The sequence below is a fragment of the Bacteroidetes bacterium GWF2_43_63 genome, assembly GCA_001769275.1.
Lineage (GTDB): Bacteria > Bacteroidota > Bacteroidia > Bacteroidales > DTU049 > GWF2-43-63.
In genome coordinates this window covers 234,262-252,420 of record MEOQ01000050.1, presented here as the reverse complement: position 1 = coordinate 252,420, position 18,159 = coordinate 234,262, and the positions used below count along the sequence as shown (strand labels likewise).

The window sequence follows — 18,159 nt, the reverse complement described above, 5'->3', positions numbered from 1 at the left end:
TTGCCTGAGTTTTTCTTTGATGTATTGAACATTTATCCGGGCCAGGTTATAGAGAAAATCTCTTATGGCCTGCACCTGATCGTCATTATATGCTTTGCCTTTTTCTTTCAGCAGTTCTCTGCATTCTTTTATGTTTAACATGGTTCCGGCTGATGCAGAACAATTCCGGTTTTTCCGGTAAATGCCCCGTTTCGCTTATTGTCCGGTTTTTCCGGTGTTGTTTCATTGGTCCAGTTTGATTTTTGAGGTAATGTTTGTAATCACAATATTCCCGTTCTCCGTTTTCATGCTTATGTCCTGATATCCGCCCCTGATCAGTATTTCAGATAGCCGCGCTTCGGCGTGTATCTTTTTCTCTCTGGTCACTTCAATCAGATAAGGCTTCTGGTCTTTGAAGCGAATAGTGATTGTTTTAGCCAGCCCTTCGCGCAACAGCGCCAGAATGTGGGTTTCGTTCTCATTCAGAATGCGGTTTTCTCTCACAAAGTTGAAATAACTTTTGTTCAGAATAAAATTTCTGAAAAATTTCAGCAGCGAAATTGTAATATAAGACTCACGGTCAAAGCCGGTATCATCCATCAGCTTTTCATACACAGGGTTGTCTTTTTCGCTTTCAATCACCGGAATCACAGTTCCGTTCACGTCAATCAGCAGTTTCACTTCTTCACGGTAAAGAATAAACTCATTGATCAGAATGTTCAGAATATTGGTGTAAACAGGATCCTTCTGCTTTTCCTTGTCATCCAGATACTGCCGCATTGTCTCAATGAATTGTTTTTTGGATTGTTCATCCCGGATACGCAAGGTATTCAGTTTTTTCAGCAACCTGTTCTTCTCTTTCAACGTTAGATTGCGGAAATACGCTGAATAATCGGTCGATATCAACAGCGTTTGTCGGACCAGACTTATTTTAGGTAATGAAAAACCGAATTCACGAAGGTCCTTGATTATATCAATCCAGATCAGCTCAACAAAACTGAACCTGTAAATGCTGTTCTCAATCCTGAGTCTGTTCGACATCAGCCCAAGATTTTTCCAATTGTTCAAAATCCGGGAACTTACACCTACATCACTAACCACAAATTCCTGCGAGAAATTCAGGTCGATGGTTCTGGCAAGTCCCTCCATGAGCGAAAAGGCATCTTCCGGTTCCATGATTGGGTCAAGATAAAATTTGCTGCTTTTTTTCATTAAAATCGTGACTTTACATAATATGTCTTCAAAGATACGTCTTTTTACATCTGTGTAATACAAAGTTCAACATTCTTTGACGAACTTTTACTAGAATTCACATCATTGATGTTTCTTGTGCAACAAATTTATCACAGAAAAATATCTACAACAAAGCGCAATTAACGGCAAAACAAAGCAACATGTGGAATAAAAATCTATAGCGAAACACGCGCTGAAACAACGCGTTATATGATAAAAAAGAAATCATGAACAAGATTGTTAAAACACAAAAAGAAATAGCCACTGAATATGGCGTATGCCGAAGCACATTCCGCAAATGGCTCAAACCCATCGAAAAGAAACTCAAACTCACCCGCCGCCCGCTGCTGATGTGGCAGGTAGAAATGATTTATGCGTTTTTGGATAAGCCTGAGTCGGATGTTTGTGGGGAATCGATATCTATTATTCTGGAATGAGTGGCACTGTTTGGGCCGGAATCGGTGGCACTGAATAATCCGGAATAGTCAAGTAGCACCCAAACCAGCCCAACCTGATCTTGTCTGCGAATACCTCCAGTTCTCAAAAACAGCAACCATCTTTTCCTGCCACAATCACCCCTCCTGTAAATGGGCTGCCGGAGCCTCAGCATCTCAATTATCGGTTTACTGATAATCTGTATTTATGCATTCTTTCATTTCCGGAAATCTGAACAATATAAATCCCGTTTTCAAGATCCAAAACAGGTAGATTTATTTCATTGGCTCCCTGCAAAAGATTGACGGTGAAAATCGGAACAACGGTTTTTCCTTCCATATTAAAAATGCAGATATTGTAATTGCCTGCAGGCGAATTTTCAAGGATCAGACTGGTTGACAATGATGCCGGGTTTGGTGAAAGGATTCCGGAAAATTCATTATTCAGATCACTCAGGCCTGTACTTTGAGAAAGAGCTGAATCAATTGCGTCCTGAATTTCACTTCCAACGACAGCGCTGTTTTCATTATAATATACATGATGACTGACACCACCTCCAATAACAACAATCTTTGGCATTCCTGCTGCGCCATAGTCTGACATGTTTATTTGTGCATCAGAAAATCGCCGGGTTTTAATAAGCCCGTTTGTATTGCACCAGCTGTCGATCTGGGAACAGGTTGTGTTGGCCAAATCATCACACACATACATCCTGACTTTATCCGGGTTGCTTGTAGAATATGACTGGACAACATTATACGTTGTAAGTGATGCAGGGACACATGATCCGCATGGCATCACCCAGCAGAGAACAATAACTTTTCCCGAATCCAATTCAGAAAACAATTCATGGGGAACACCGTCGCAATCAGCGGCGTTGAAATTAACGGCGGTTTGTGACATTGCAAAAACGGCACGCAAACAAAAGAGGGTTAGTATTAAAAGAAATCTCATGATACAATACTTTTAAGAAACAATTTCTGACAACACATCATTTTGATCTGATTCCGAAGAGCATTCACTTGATTCCTGCATCTCTTCAATAAACTTTGGATTCTCAGCCACATTTACATTTTGAGGATACGTCGGAACCCCGATGTCCTTCCCACCTATTCCTTTATGCTTTTTAGACAGGTCATACGGAATTCCCATTTTATCAAGCAAAGGTTCTGCTCCGATCTGATGAACCTGTAGCCCAATTTCCCATGGATCATATCCCATAACAAGTCCAGCGACTTCTTCATACGTAAAGACGGGAATTCCATGACCCGATTCATCATAGGTCTTACCTGTCATTTCCGCAATGGTATATTGCCACTTATCAAGAAACATCGGACAACCCGGACAATTGGTTATTATCATGTCAGGTTTGAATGGTTCCATTGATTCAAATTTGGCATGAGAACATGATACAGAGAAGCCGCGATTTGCTTTTACCAGATATTGTCTGAAGCCAAATCCGCAACAGTGACGACGCTCAGGATAATCAACAGTCTGACCACCCCAGGCCTCAATCATACCGGTAAGTACTGCAGGGTATTCAGCTCCACCGATTCCGGCTGCAGGAAACATTTTTGCATAATGACAACCAATGTGGTCTACAACCCGCAAAGGCTCGCCTGTGTGAACATTGATGAGTTTATATTTTGCCCGTGCAGCAATTTCATCTTTCAAAGAATGCATAATATCACTGGCATGTGCCAGATTTTCGGGCTTTTCGAATTCACGCCCGGTTGAATTGCGAAGATGTTTCCTGATACGATCTTCGATTTCAGGGAACTCGTGCCATGTGTGAAGTATTTCTGTATAGAGCCCAAATGAAGTGATACAGGAAGGCACGAGGTTTTTATATCCGGCTTCAGTCATTAGTGCAAACTGGCGTGCAACGACCGTCATTGTTGTGTCGAGTGGCAGCAAGTCGCCATGATATCCAATCCCAGTACATGTAGCATGAGCAGGATCCTCATAAAAGTTTTTTCCAAGGTCTTTGAGAAGTCGCAAAAAAGTTGTTTCTGAGCCTGGGAAAAAATTCTGCCGGACGCAACTTCTGAGATAGAAAAAATTGTCAGTCGCTATTTCTTTCTGGTACTGTGACCAAATCTTACTTTTTCCTTCATTATTCATCAGTTCTGATCCTCATAGGAATTTTTAGTGTAAACATGCACGACATATTCATTTAGCAACTCATCATTGAATTCAAGGCCCATTTCATTTGCTTTCACTGCTGAAAATTTTTCAATGCTCTCAAAACGTGCTGTACCACCGGTTTCATCAAAAATATTTTTAATTTCAGCCAAAGCTTCGTCGGGAATTTTACGAAGTATTCCCGGGCCATTACCCTGGTAATTTCCACCAAGTAAATTGATGATTTCACCCCAGTTATTCTGACGCCAATCCCAGACCGGGCCCTGCTCAGGGTACAAATCGGTTCCGACACCTTCCAGATACAAACAATAACCGTGTTTAAGAATCCACTCACCAACTACCCGTTTCATGAAGATTTGCTGACGGCCTTTTTCAGACTCCGTAAATGCTCCGGTTTCCATTGATAAATTCCGGAGAGCCATTATGACGAGTCCCGGGCAATTCCCTCTCGGACAGCGGGTTTTGCAACTCATGCATTCGCCACAGAACCAGATAAAATCACCGGAAATAAGTCGCCTGAGTCCTTTTTCATTTTCATTCTGTAAATCGCACATCAACTGTCGTGGGTCATAATTATAAAATTCCGCCCCCGGGCAAATGGCCGTACATGTACCACAATTGATGCATGATTTCATACCCTCAACATATCTGACATCCTGCTTAAGTCTGTCAAATAGTGATTCATTATTATTCTCCTCCATCTCGAAATCACTTTTTGTTACAATAATATTTCAAAATTACTTAGGATGTACATACAAAACATTTTAGCAAACTACAGAATATCAGATTGCAATCTGACAAATATCAGACAATAACAAATGATTAGCTAATTCGTTAAAACTTTCCAACACAAAAGCAGGCACACTTCAGTTTCGTTAAAACCGTTGTGTAGCCTGCGTTTTGAATCAGGATCGTTATCAGCCGATAAAAAGTCCTTCAATACGGACTTTATAACTACCGTCTTTTTGCTTAACCACATTATTGACCAATCCACTATGACGCCACTGCAACATACATCGACGTGGCATAAACCAATACCTGTGACCAAGTTTAATAGGCATTTGTGTTTCTCTCACCAGGCCTTCATATCCCTGTGCAACATAATATCCGATATCGATAAAGCCTTCTGAGCGAGGTTTCAAAGGTCCGGTTACAAACCAGTTGATAATACCATTGCGGGCATCGGCATCAATGACAACGCCGCAGTGGGTTACAGGACAACCACAAGACATTCCCATAGGCCGGCCAATCATGATATCTCCCTTTTTCACGCCTAGTTCTTTTACCAACGCAGGGTTGTACGGAAGGATAGTTTCGCGCGGTCCAGGCTCGTTATCGAAAGTATCAAGCACGAAATCAAAATCGCGCTGCTGACTATCTTTCCAGCCCATTTTTTCTGCAATTCCGTTCGAATTACAGCTATTACAACCGATTAATCGATTTTCCTGCTTTTGTTTATTCCCTGATATATGGGTGCATTTCAGCAGAAGTTCTTTTCCATTATCTACTTCTGCGGCAAAGGAATTACATGATTTGAATCCACAAGCGCCACAATCAATTCCGGGAAGCATTTCAAGGGTTGTTTTCTGAGAATTTGATGTATTCATGAGTTTGTTTTTTAAGAAAAAATAGGGTTCAATAGTTTTAATTTTTCATCGAGAACAGGAAGAAATACTTCAGCTTCTTCCATTGTATTGTAGCGACCGATGCTGATTCGCACTGCGCCCCGGGCTTCGAACTGATCGCGTCCCAGAGCCTGCAGAACGTGCGAGGTATGAGAACCGGATCCATTGGATGAACACGCTGATCCGGCCGAAACAGCAATACCAGCTTCGTCGAGTAACAACAGTAATCGTACAGTTTCGCCTTCCAAGCCATGAAAAGCTGCATTCAGATTTCCAGGAAGGCGCTTTTCAACATGACCGTTGATGTAGGCGTTTTCGTATTTTCCAAGAAGCCCGTCCATAATATAATCACGGATTTTTTTTACTGAGTCGTATTCATCATACGGATGATCAAAACATAGTTCAACTGCTTTTGCAAAGCCTGCTATTCCAGCTACATTCTCTGTTGAAGAACGGATCCCTTTTTCCTGACCACCCCCATGCAACAATGGAGTAATGGGAATACCGTCGCGAATATAAATGGCACCAACACCCTTTGGCCCGTAGATTTTATGGGAGTTCAATGTCATCAGATCAACATTCATTTCAGTTACATTGACGGGAATTTTTCCAAAACTCTGACATGCATCTGTATGCAGCAGTACATTGTGTTCGCGGCATATTCTGCCGATTTCGGATATGGGTTGAATTGTTCCAATTTCATTGTTTGCATGCATAACAGAAACAAGTATTGTGTCAGGCCGGATATTCTTTTTTACATCATCCGGATCAACAACCCCAGTTTCACCAACTGGGAGATAGGTGATGCTGAAACCTTGCTCTGACAGCCATTCTGCAGCATTCAGTACGCAATCATGTTCAATGGAAGAAATAATTATATGACGTCCTTTGCTTGCATGAGCAAAAGCAATTCCTTTCAAAGCAAGATTATTTGATTCGGTTCCGCTGGAAGTAAAATACAATTCCTGAGGCCTGGCACCGATGTGCAATGAAATTGCACTCCGGCATTCAGCCAGCAAATCCGAAGCATCGGTTCCAAACGAATGCAGGCTGGATGCATTGCCGTATCTTGAATCCATGAAAGGCTCCATGGCTTTGATTACATGCGGATCGACCTGTGTCGTAGCGGCATTATCGAAATAAATTCCATGTTTCATTTTCCGGAGAATCTGTTATTCACCAACATAGAATAGTTCCTGTTCCATTGTGCGGAGTACTCCAAAATGGTTCTTTGCACCTATTTCTTTTTTTCCAACACAAATAGTACATGTCCCGACAGGGGGATTGCCGCGAAGGAACATGGGCTGTTCAACATCATTGTCTTTGAGAATCCGTTTTATGACCGGATCAATGCCGATACCATACAATGCATTGCTTTCGACAATTTCCACTTCTCGTGCCGATTCAATTACCCTGTAACGAAAGACTTCACGTTCAGCCTGAGAAATCAGATCGATCTTGGTAATGACGGCAATGTCAGACAACGTAAGCATTGGGCCGATCTTTCGGGGGAGATTCATGCCGCTGGTAGCTTCAAGAACCACGATTCCCAGAGATTTTTCGACATAAGGAGAACAACGCAGACAAAGTCCTGCCGTTTCAACAAAAAGATACTCAGACCCGAGTCCTTCGGCCCAGTCAACAATTTCATCAAGTACTACAACATTACAGTGATCGGGACATAATTCTCCGCTGTAAATTTTCTTTGTTGGAATACCGAATTCTGCAGCGATCTTTTCATCTTCATCGGCATACAGTACATCAATTTTCACAAAAGCTGTTTTCAGTCCCTTGCTTTTCATTCTTTTAATTACCTGACGAATTACTGTCGTCTTGCCGCATGTGGGCGGACCTGCAAAAATGACCAGTTTCATTTTATATTCTCCTTGATTTTTAGTTTTGTAAAATTCCTTTTATTTTGGTATTGAAAACATCCTCCGTAATTTGTTCCCCGGCTCGTATCAGAGAACGGAATTCGAGCATCACATTGTCAATTTTTCTAAGTTCATTGGCTGCATGCCGCTCTTCTTCGCTTGTAACAATGAGCTTTTGCATAGCTCCGTTTTTCATAACTACTCTGAAATCAGAAAGGAGTGCAATCCGGGAATCATGAGTTACAAAAACAAATATTTTCTGGTATTTCTTCAGCAATTCCAGTGCTTTGGTCCGATTGATACCGGCGTTTTCGATTTCATCGAGCAGAATAATTGGCGAGTTCCCAATAATGACCGCATCTGCAATCAATAACGATCGGGTCTGACCACCTGAAAGCTCAGTCATACCTGTTTCAGGAATGATGGATTCACCAGTAAGCTGGTTTGCGAATTCCAGCGTTTCTGCAAGTATCTCTTCTATATTTGTTGCACCACGTACGGTTGCGTGTATCCTTAGAAATTCACCAACCGGCAGATCTGAAAGAAAATTGGTGTGTTGAGATATCAGCGCAATAGGATGCTTTGCAGGATCAAAACTGGATTCTTCAGGCATTGGTTCATCATTGATCAGTACCCTTCGGCCTGTTGGAGTGTTGTTGTTGGCAAACAATTCAATATCATTAATCAATGTCGTCTTGCCACAGCCTGTAGGTCCGACAATGCTGATAATGTTGCCCATTTTTAATTCAAATTGCGAAACTTTTTCAGGATTTCCGTCTTTTCCATTACCACCAAAGATGGTTATGTTTCTGATTTCCATTGTTTTGTGTTTTTTATACATTTTCTATCGATTTAGTATACAAATGTATTACCTTTGCATGCCGGTTCAATTAATGAAAAACTGTAATTTTACCAGGTTTAAATCTGAAAAATATCATGATCCAGCATTCAGCTTGTGATAAATGTGCGTTTCGCAAAGAAATCTGTGAAGTTGTTTCAGAAAACGAGTTTCAGGAGATCTATAATAATACTGAGCAACTCACTTTTAAAAAAGGTGAGATAATTTTCAAACAAGGAACTGAAGCCAGATATATCGCATACATCATCAGTGGTCTAGCAAAGCTGGAATATATGACCACGAGAAAAATGACGCAGATAGCCGGATTGATTTCAGGTCCGGTATTAATTGGGGGCAATTATTCAATGTCCGGACAAAAAAACATCTTGTCAGTCATTGCAACAGAAGACTGTCAGGTATGTTTGATTTCTTATCAGGTTATTCGTTCAAGAGCAATGGTAAACCCAATGTTCGGTTTGAAAATTTTCGATATGATTTCCTCAGCTCATCAACGGATATTGGAAAACCAACTGATGTTATCTTGCAAAAGAGTGCCTGCCAGGGTTGCCGGAATTTTGCTTCTGCTGAGTGAACAGATTTATAAATCAGATTATTTTTCGCTTCCTCTTACAAGAAGAGATCTGTCATATTTTATTTCATGCAGCGAAGAGAATGTAATTCGCACACTGAAAAGCTTTGAGGTTGACGGTATTATTGAATTACATGGGAAATTAATAAAAATTCTGGATTTTAAGAAACTCCAGACAGTTTACGATGTTGGCTAATCAGAAAATGCTATTAAAGCAATTCCAGAATCGTTTAGATTATTTCCCTTTATTCATTTGCAACTGTTGCTCTCATGCCGAGACCAGCGGTGAAACACCCTACGCAACCCGCAACTGAATGTCAAAAAAAGTTGTCATCCTGTTTCGATTGCTATCGCAATTCGCTCCTGAAGCGTTTTTTCAGAGATCTGCCTGTGAAGTATTGAAGGAATAGCGAAAATCTGTCACTTTCCGCAAATGGCTCAAACCCATCGAAAAGAAACTCAAACTCACCCGCCGTCCACTGTTGATGTTTCAGGTGGAAATGATTTATGAGTTTTTGGATAAGTTGGAACAGGAAGTTTTGGGAGAATCGTTATGAATTATTCGGGAGTGAGTGGTGGTGATTGTTCCGTAATCACTGGCTCTCATTGCTCCGGAATCGGTGGCGATGAATGGACAACCAGAGCTTGTGTTCACGAAGCCATAGCAAAATCTTGTAACAACCGCCAATTTCACATAGAGCGGCCAAAACAAAGATGTTTATTGATAGTAATATTTCATATAGATTTTCTCAATCACAAGGTTATTAATCTCTTAATATCCTTATAGCATTAAAAACAGCTATCAAAGCAACACCAATATCGCCAAAAACCGCTTCCCACATGGTGGCAATACCGAATATGCCAAGCACTATGAAAATTAGCTTTATGCCCATCGCAAAAATGATATTCTGCCAGACAATATTCCTTGTTTTCTTAGCAACATCAATTGCATCAATTACTTTTGAAGGCGAATCGGTCATCAACACCACGTCGGCGGTTTCAATTGCAGCATCAGAACCGAGCGCACCCATTGCAATGCCCACATCTGCACGTGCAATTACCGGGGCATCGTTTATACCGTCGCCAACAAAGGCTACTTTGCCGACTTTGTTTTCATTTATCAGATTTTCGATGTGTTTTACCTTGTCTTCGGGTAACAGTTCTGAGTAATACCTGTCTATCCCTAATTTCTTAGCAAAGAACTCTGCTGCATACTTGTTATCGCCAGTAAGCATTACCGTTTGAATATTTCGTGCTTTTAATTTTTCAATCGTTTCCTTTGCATCATCTTTTAAATTGTCGGAAATGATAATATGCCCCGCATAAACTTTGTTAAAGGCAATATGCACCACAGTTCCTTCCACATTACAAATAGGATGGTCAATGTTTTCTTTATGTAATAGCTTATCGTTACCTGCAAGTACTGCTTTATCATCAATAATAGCCTTAATGCCATGCCCGGAAATTTCTTCGGCTTGTTTAATCCTTGTATTGTCTATTTTATTGTGAAACGCATCGGTGATGGATTTTGCCACCGGATGGTTAGAGCCGGATTCCGCATAAGCAGCATATTTCAGTATTTCTTCTTTGGAATAGCCATTTGAAGTGACAATTTCCGAAACTTTGAAGTCGCCTTTCGTGAGCGTTCCTGTTTTATCAAACACCACCGTTTTAACCTGCGTTAAGGCATCGAGAAAATTTGAACCTTTCACCAGGATTCCCTTTCGTGAAGCCCTGCCTACACCACCAAAATAACCCAAGGGAATGCTTATTACCAACGCACAGGGACATGAAATTACAAGTACCACTAATGCACGGTAAATCCAATCGCCGAAAGTTGCTCCAGTTATAATCAAAGGAGGGATTACAGCAAGTAATAGAGCGCTAAATACTATAGCCGGAGTATAATACTTTGCAAACGTTGTAATGAATTTTTCAGTCTCTGCTTTTTGAGATGTGGCATTTTCCACCAGTTCAAGTATTCTGGAAATGGAAGATTCACCAAATGTTTTCTTCACTTCTATAATAAGCAGACCAGACTGGTTAATCATCCCGGCCAGCACTTCGTCTGTTTCTTTTACTTTCCGGGGAACACTTTCGCCGGTTAAGGCGGCGGTATCAACAAAGGAAGTACCATCAAGCACTCTTCCGTCAAGCGGTACTTTTTCTCCCGGTTTAACGATAATAGTATCGCCGATTTTCACTTCTTCCGGTGAAACTTTTTGTATTTCCGCACCTGATTTAAGGTTGGCATAATCGGGTTTGATTTCCAGAAGGGCTTTGATGGATTTACGGGAACGGCCCACGGCAATATCCTGAAACAGCTCGCCAACTATGTAAAATAACATTACTGCAACGGCTTCGGGCATTTCAGCAATTGCAAAAGCTCCAAGTGTGGCAATGGTCATTAAAAATTGCTCATTAAAAACCTGCCCCCTAGCGATGTTTTTAACAGCTGATGCGATAACGTTCCAGCCTACAATCAGGTATGCTACAACAAATACTGCATATTCCGCAATGTGAAAAGGGGTATTGTGCAGTTCGCCCTCGAATATCATCCCTGCAAGTAAAAGAAGTAGCCCTGAAGTTGCTTTAATAATTGCCCATTTGTTTTCCACAAGTTCATTTGTAGAAACTATGGTTTTCACCTTGTCATTGTCTTCAATTTCAACTTCAGGCTCAATCTCCTTAATACGGGCTTTCACCTTTTCCATGTTATCGGCATCAATGGTGAGGGTTGAGGTTGCGAAATTTACATTCACAAATTTCACATCTTCAAGCTTCGCAACGCCGCCTTCTATCTTTGAAGCACAGGATGCACAATCGAGATTTTTAAGCTTGTACTTTTTCATTTTATTTCCACTCCTTTCTTAAAATTAATTGCAGGAACTGAACACTGATGTCAGAACCGAATTGCTCGTGAATGTTGATATAAAGTCATTCAAGTCCAAATTGAACGAGGCCTCCATAATGCAGGTATAATTCAACAATCTGTCAACATGGCTGAATCTCATTTTTGCCACAGGGCTGACCTTTACGTCAATGAACACAATTTTAAAAAGCACATCCAAATTGTATTCATTATGATCCCAGGTGAGAAAATCGACTATGATATGGCCGGAAAAATATAACTGCCTTGGTTTCACAGCAAAGACACTGTCCAAAAATGCTATTTCACTTATTAAGGTTTGCGCGTTCATGTCGCCATAAATACTTTTGCTTGCCTAATCATACTTAATTATAAGATTTTGGCTTTCGGCAAAAAATGAAGAATCGCAATACATTCTCGCTGCTAATACATAGCCGTTCTGAGTACGGTAAATACTTTGCGCTTGGCTTTCCACAATATTGGTGGATACCAGAACGGACAGTAGTACTGAAAATATAATTATTCTGTTCATAGTATTACCTTATACCCACTGCTAATACCATGCAGGGGGTTGATTTCCTGCATGGTTGATTAACTGATTGTTGACCAATGATTAATTTGTGCATCACTCTCAAAAATTAAGTTCTTCGCCAGATTTTAAACGAAATGCCTTAGCAATATCGGTGATGCAAAGATACCGTCACCAGGGTTGCCTGTGCGACCCTGAGCAGAAATAATAGCGATTACTTTTTCTATTTCTGCATCACTACAAACAATTTCAATCTTCGCCACTTCCACATTTGTGAGTGCAAAACAGGTTGAATTATTGGAATCATCGCCGGTGTAGGTTCCTGTGCCTTCACCAAGGCAAACTTTAATATTAGGATATCCTGCTTCGAGCAATTTGTTCAGAATATTGTCTACCTTAAAAGGTTTTACGATCGCTTTTATCTCTTTCATAACTTCCATTTTTTTTAATGAATACTATTAACAGGCCATATCCCCGGCATTTTTCAAGGCAGAAAGCAGGTTGTAAGCACCTTTTAGTACAATTTTTGTTGTTTTCAAATCATATTTTACAGGCAAAGTTACTTGAATATAACCATTTTCAGTAACACCTTTTTCAATTTCAACAGCTTCGAACAATGTTACATACACTTCACCTTCTTTTTTCTTTTCTAAATAGATGAAAATATAATTTTTATCTTCAAACGACAGAACTGCTTCTTTAGGTAGTGCTGTAACGGAATCACTTTGTGTTTCTATTGTAGCACTCACGTACATACCAGGTAATAAATTTTTATTTTCCTTCTCAATGGTACAGTATATCTTAACTGTCTTATCATCGTTTATAGTCTTGCCCACCTGATAAATTACTGCAGTCATTTTCACATCTGGCTTTGCGGGCAGTATGAAATCAAGTTTCTGACCAATATTTACTTTATCAATATCTTTTTCAAAAACGGTAAGTTCTAGCGTCATGTTCTTCGTATTTACAATTTCGGCAATTACATCCGTAGGATTCACATACTTACCTATATTCACATTGACGGTTTTCACATAACCGCTTATCGGCGAATACACAGAAACAGATGAAGAAATTTTATCAACTGTAAGGCTTTTTGAATTAATACCAATAAGTCTCAATTTTTGTTCAAGCGCAGCAACTGACGATTGGAGTGTTTTGTATTCAGACAATGCGAGTTCATAAGACTTAGCAGAATTTACATTTTCCTTGTGCAACTCTTTCTGCCTATTATATTCAGTCTCAGCATAATCCAGTTTACTTTTGCTTTCGAGGTAGTTTTGTTGCAACTCAATGAAATCGGGGTTTTCAATTACAGCGATTACCTGTCCCTGAGTAACAGGGCTACCCTGAACAAGTGATGTGCTTTTTATATACCCACCCATTATTGCAGAAACCGAAACAAGATTCTGAGGTAAAACACTCACCATGCCGTTTACAGTTAAAACTGAACTGAGTTCTTTGTGTTCAACATAACCCAGTTCTATACCGGCAGCATTATACTGAGCATCATCCATTTCAACTACATTTGCAGGTAGTTCTTCATGTTCGCCATTTTGTACGGCTTCATCTTTTTTACTATTGCAGCTAACAGCAAACACTGCTATTGCTAACATTATCAATAACAACTTTGTTTTCATATTTTTTAAATTTTTAAAGTTCGTGTTTTGGAAATTTGAATTATTGAGCATTACCCATGAGTTTTTCAATAGCAATAATTGACTCATTATACAAACTGAGTGTTAGCAGGTAGTTGGATTTAATTTCCAGTGCCTCATCAAGATTCAGCACATACTCCACATAATCTATACTACCAGCCATATAACTCCTCTTTGACTGTTCAATTATCAGCTCAGATTGCTTGTTTGCGTATGATTCGTAATAATCCAGACTTGTTTTCAGTTTCAGATATTCCTGTATTAGTGCGTTAAACTCGCCCTTTAGAGTTGTCAAATAGTATTCATAATTGTTTTGAGAAATCATCTGGTTTATTTTACCTGCTTCAACTTTTGCCGACTGTGAAAAGAACAGCAATGGTATTGAAACCCCTACTTGTACTCCAGTAAAACGATAAGCATTATCGAGGTCTTTATTAGTTTGATTGAAATAGCCAACCGACAGATCAGGAAGAAAAGCGAGTTTTTCTATCTGAGTTTCACGCCTGCTGATTTCTATTTGCTGTTTCATAATTGCGAGGCCAGGATTAGCAATAATGGCAGAGCTGTCGAGAACAAAAGAGAAATCAATTTCATATAATGCAGTATCTACAATTTCAACAGGGTTTGGCTCTTTCATCAATACCTGCAATTTCTGCTTATTTATTAGAATGTCCGCCATGACCTGTTTGATAAGGGTTTTTATTTCAAACAGGCGGGTTTCTGCAGTTACTTTTTCAAGCAAGGGTGTTTCACCGGTTGCGTTTTTAAGTGTAGCCGCTTTAAGAAAATCTGTATAAAGCCTATCCTGATAATTCAGCAAATTCAGCAAGGAGTAATTATACAGCAACTGAAAATAATATGACTTCACCGCGCTTACAACTTCAGTTTCAGAATACGACACGTTATATTCAGCCGATTTCACATAAGCATCTGCTAGTTTTGAACGACCTACATTCTGAAATATTGACGGAAAATTCTGTGACACACTAAAACCATTATCCTTGATAAAAGAATTTGTCTGACCATAGGAATATTCAAAACCTGTTTTTTCATACTGCCAGCTTGCTGCTTTCAGTTTTTTCTGATATTCCACATTCAGATTAGCCGATTTTATTAAGCCATTGTTTGTTATTGATGCCTGCACTACCTGATCAAGCGTAAAAGATTTTGTGTTCTGTGCATTGGATTCAGACAAGGTGAGTATGTTAAGGCCTGCTGCAAGCACAAGAACAATACTAATTTTAGGAGGCGATACTTTTTTTGGTTTACGCTTACTGGAAAAGAGAATGTACAACACAGGGAGAACGACAAGTGTAAGCAATGTGGCTGTGATTAAACCACCTATTACTACTGTTGCCAAAGGCTTCTGAACTTCTGCTCCGGCTGATGTTGATAATGCCATAGGTAAAAATCCCATGGATGCAACCGCAGCCGTCATTAGAACAGGCCTGAACCGGGCTTTGATGCCTTTACGCACCCTGTCGTAAATATCTGTTATTCCATCTTCTTTTTCAAGTCGGTTAAATTCGGCTATCAGGACAATACCGTTCAGAACGGCTACACCAAACAAAGCAATGAAGCCGATACCCGCAGAAATACTAAAATTCATATCCCTAATGAAAAGAGCAAAAACGCCACCAATCATAGAAAGTGGAACAGCTGAGTATACCAGCAATGTTTGTTTTAATGATCTGAAAGTGAAGAAAAGCAGAATGAAAATGAGAATCAACGCGACAGGTACAGCAACTGCAAGACGTTTATTTGCGTTAACGAGGTTTTCAAACTGACCCCCATAGGTAATATAATATCCGGGTGGAAGCGATAATTTATCATCAAGCACTGCTCTGATTTCCTCAATAATTGACTGAACGTCTCTGTTACGAACATTGAACTGAACTGTAATTCTTCTTTTTGTGCTTTCACGCGATATCTGTGCAGTACCTGTTTTCATTTCGACATCGGCAACCTGTTCCAGAGTTATCTGATTGCCATTAGGTAATGGTATATACAGGTTTCTGACAAATTCTATATCATCTCTGAAATCTTTATTAAACCGTACAACAAGATCAAAACGTTTTTCTTCATCATATACCACACCTGCTGAACTGCCTGCAAATGCAGTTTTCAGCAAACTGTTTATCTGCTCAATATTTAATCCATACTGTGCAATTTTTTTTCTGTTATAATTGACCTGTACCTGGCCGGAACCTGTTACTTTCTCAACATTAACATCTTCAACACCTTCTATATCACGAATTAATATTTCCAATTCTTCACCTTTCGCAGAAAGAGTATCAAGATTATCACCAAATATTTTGACTGCCACATCCTGTTTGGAACCTGTCATAAGTTCGTTGAAACGCATTTGTATTGGTTGCTGAAGTGTAAACACAACACCTTTCAGAACTGAAAGCTCTTCCTGCATCTTCTCCATCATTTCTTCACGGGATGATGCACTTGTCCATTCATCTTTATCTTTCATTACAATGATATAGTCTCCCGTTTCCATTGGTGTAGGGTCAGTCGGTATTTCCCCTGTTCCGATCTTACATACCACGTGCTCTACTTCAGGGAATTTTTCCATCAGGATCTTATTTGCTTTTTCCACCATTTCAATAGTGTTAGAAAGAGAACCACCCTGCAAAGTCATAACACCCGCAGCAAGATCACCTTCCTCCAGTGTTGGGATAAACTCGCCTCCTAAAGAATTGAAAAGAAAAATACTGCCAATAAATAATCCTGCAGAAACAGAAACAACTGCAATTTTATGTTTTAGTGAAAAATTCAGTAAGGGGTCGAAAATTTTATGAAGAAAATTCATCAATCTGTCAGACAAATTTGTTTTATGAACCGTCTTTTTACTGAGGAAAAGTGCTGATGCTACCGGAACATAAGTAAGAGAAAGGATAAGCGCACCAAGTATTGCAAAACTTACCGTTTCTGCCATCGGGCGAAACATTTTTCCTTCTATACCGACAAGGGTAAGAATAGGCAGATAAACGATGAGAATAATAATCTGACCAAAGGTTGCTGAGTTCATCATTCGTTTTGAAGAGCCATACACTTCGGTATCCATTTGCTGTTGCGACAGCTTTGCCACACCTAAATGATGGGACTTGCTTTGCGTTATTCGGTGCACCACGCTTTCCACAATAATAACAGCTCCGTCAACAATTAATCCGAAATCAATTGCCCCTAGGCTCATGAGGTTTCCCGATACCCCAAAAAGATTCATCAGCGAAATGGCAAACAGCATGGAAAGCGGGATAACGGAAGCCACAATAAGCCCTGCCCTCAAATTACCGAGCATCAGCACAAGTATAAAAATTACAATCAAACCACCTTCTATAAGGTTTCTTGATACTGTGCCAACAGCTCTGTCGACCAGTTCTGTGCGGTCGTAGAATGCATAAATTTCAAGGCCTTCGGGAAGAGATTTTTCAATAAGCTCTATTCTTTCTTTTACACCATCTATAACTTCAGAAGCATTTTTTCCTTTGAGCATCATTACAACACCACCCACTGCTTCGCCTATAGTATCTACAATGAATGCCCCATATCTCGGAGCGCTGCCCATTTGCACATTTGCAACATCTTTAATTAAAACTGGAATATTATTGTCTGTTGTTTTCACGACAATATTTTCGATATCCTCTATTGAAGTTACTAAACCTATACCACGAATAAAATACGCCTGTGGCTTCTTATCAATGTAAGCACTGCCGGTATTCTGATTGTTTTGCTCAAGCGCTTCAAAAATGTCATCAAGAGTTATATTCATTGATTTAAGCTGGTCAGGATTTACAGACACTTCGTACTGCTGCATAAAACCACCATAACTGTTTACATCAGCAACACCGGGTGTACCCAGCATTTCACGTCGAACGATCCAGTCCTGTATGGTACGCAATTGCATAGGATCGTACATCTTCTCATAACCCGGCTTGACCTTCAGAACGTACTGATATATTTCACTTAACCCGGTAGAAATGGGAGCCATCTGGGGGGTTGTAACACCTTCGGGAATAAGTTCTTCGGCTTCTTTGAGGCGTTCTGAAATCTGCTGCCTTGCCCAATACATGTCTACATTGTCTTTGAACACAACAGTAACAACCGACAATCCCAAACGTGAAATTGAACGAAGCTCCACCTGATTGGGAATATTTGCTACCGATACTTCGATAGGGGCTGTTATAAACTGTTCCACTTCATTAGCTGCCAGTGTGGGAGCAATGGAAATTATCTGAACCTGATTGTTGGTAATATCTGGGACTGCGTCAATTGGCAGCTTTTTTAGTGAAAATATACCCCATGCAACCAGGGCTACAACAAATAAACCTATAATTAACTTGTTGTTTATTGAGAACCTGATGATTCTGTCAATCATA

The 18,159-nt window shown here is 40.0% G+C and carries 14 protein-coding genes and 1 pseudogene; 2 read left to right on the top strand and 13 right to left on the bottom strand.

Translation table 11 applies throughout. The features are described from left to right. Positions 1-222: 222 nt before the first annotated feature. Positions 223-1,191, bottom strand: a complete 969-nt coding sequence (locus A2W93_15090) for a hypothetical protein (protein ID OFY52659.1) — start codon at positions 1,189-1,191, stop codon at positions 223-225. Positions 1,192-1,439: 248 nt separating this feature from the next. Between A2W93_15090 and A2W93_15085 the strand changes: the two genes are divergently transcribed. Beyond that, positions 1,440-1,649, top strand: coding sequence for a hypothetical protein (locus A2W93_15085; protein ID OFY52658.1), 210 nt, complete (start codon positions 1,440-1,442; stop codon positions 1,647-1,649). Positions 1,650-1,827: 178 nt separating this feature from the next. On the opposite strand, the gene A2W93_15080 is transcribed toward A2W93_15085, so the two are convergent. The 7 genes from A2W93_15080 to A2W93_15050 form a co-directional block, all read right to left on the bottom strand. Beyond that, positions 1,828-2,550 (bottom strand): hypothetical protein, encoded by a 723-nt coding sequence (locus tag A2W93_15080; GenBank protein ID OFY52657.1) that lies wholly within the window; start codon positions 2,548-2,550, stop codon positions 1,828-1,830. Positions 2,551-2,613: 63 nt separating this feature from the next. Next, complete coding sequence (locus A2W93_15075; protein OFY52656.1) at positions 2,614-3,771, bottom strand: heterodisulfide reductase subunit B; 1,158 nt, start codon at positions 3,769-3,771, stop codon at positions 2,614-2,616. Then, positions 3,771-4,493 carry a hypothetical protein gene (locus tag A2W93_15070; GenBank protein OFY52655.1) on the bottom strand — a complete coding sequence of 241 codons (723 nt, stop codon included), beginning with the start codon at positions 4,491-4,493 and terminating at the stop codon, positions 3,771-3,773. Before A2W93_15070 ends, A2W93_15075 begins: the two co-directional genes overlap by 1 nt. Positions 4,494-4,709: 216 nt before the next feature. After that, on the bottom strand, positions 4,710-5,399 hold the full coding sequence (locus A2W93_15065; protein ID OFY52654.1) for a hypothetical protein: 690 nt from the start codon (positions 5,397-5,399) through the stop codon (positions 4,710-4,712). An 11-nt stretch (positions 5,400-5,410) separates the two neighbouring features. After that, positions 5,411-6,574 carry a cysteine desulfurase NifS gene (locus A2W93_15060; protein ID OFY52653.1) on the bottom strand — a complete coding sequence of 388 codons (1,164 nt, stop codon included), beginning with the start codon at positions 6,572-6,574 and terminating at the stop codon, positions 5,411-5,413. A 15-nt stretch (positions 6,575-6,589) separates the two neighbouring features. Further along, the gene (locus A2W93_15055; GenBank protein ID OFY52652.1) at positions 6,590-7,291 is read right to left on the bottom strand and encodes a cobalamin biosynthesis protein; all 702 of its coding nucleotides are present in this window, start codon (positions 7,289-7,291) and stop codon (positions 6,590-6,592) included. A 19-nt stretch (positions 7,292-7,310) separates the two neighbouring features. After that, positions 7,311-8,111 carry an ABC transporter ATP-binding protein gene (locus tag A2W93_15050; GenBank protein OFY52671.1) on the bottom strand — a complete coding sequence of 267 codons (801 nt, stop codon included), beginning with the start codon at positions 8,109-8,111 and terminating at the stop codon, positions 7,311-7,313. A 116-nt stretch (positions 8,112-8,227) separates the two neighbouring features. Between A2W93_15050 and A2W93_15045 the strand changes: the two genes are divergently transcribed. Then, positions 8,228-8,914 (top strand): hypothetical protein, encoded by a 687-nt coding sequence (locus tag A2W93_15045; GenBank protein OFY52651.1) that lies wholly within the window; start codon positions 8,228-8,230, stop codon positions 8,912-8,914. A 568-nt stretch (positions 8,915-9,482) separates the two neighbouring features. Here the strand turns inward: A2W93_15045 and A2W93_15040 are convergent. The 5 genes and pseudogenes from A2W93_15040 to A2W93_15020 all read right to left on the bottom strand — a co-directional run bounded on the left by A2W93_15040 (position 9,483) and on the right by A2W93_15020 (position 18,158). Next, positions 9,483-11,570, bottom strand: a complete 2,088-nt coding sequence (locus tag A2W93_15040) for a cadmium-translocating P-type ATPase (protein OFY52650.1) — start codon at positions 11,568-11,570, stop codon at positions 9,483-9,485. Between the two features lie 24 nt (positions 11,571-11,594). Then, positions 11,595-11,864, bottom strand: a complete 270-nt coding sequence (locus A2W93_15035) for a hypothetical protein (protein OFY52649.1) — start codon at positions 11,862-11,864, stop codon at positions 11,595-11,597. A gap of 354 nt (positions 11,865-12,218) precedes the next feature. Further along, positions 12,219-12,547, bottom strand: a pseudogene (locus A2W93_15030) (transcriptional regulator). A 27-nt stretch (positions 12,548-12,574) separates the two neighbouring features. Further along, positions 12,575-13,753, bottom strand: coding sequence for a hypothetical protein (locus tag A2W93_15025; protein ID OFY52670.1), 1,179 nt, complete (start codon positions 13,751-13,753; stop codon positions 12,575-12,577). A gap of 40 nt (positions 13,754-13,793) precedes the next feature. Further along, positions 13,794-18,158: an acriflavine resistance protein B gene (locus A2W93_15020; GenBank protein ID OFY52648.1), complete on the bottom strand. Its 4,365-nt coding sequence runs from the start codon at positions 18,156-18,158 to the stop codon at positions 13,794-13,796. Position 18,159: the final 1 nt, after the last annotated feature.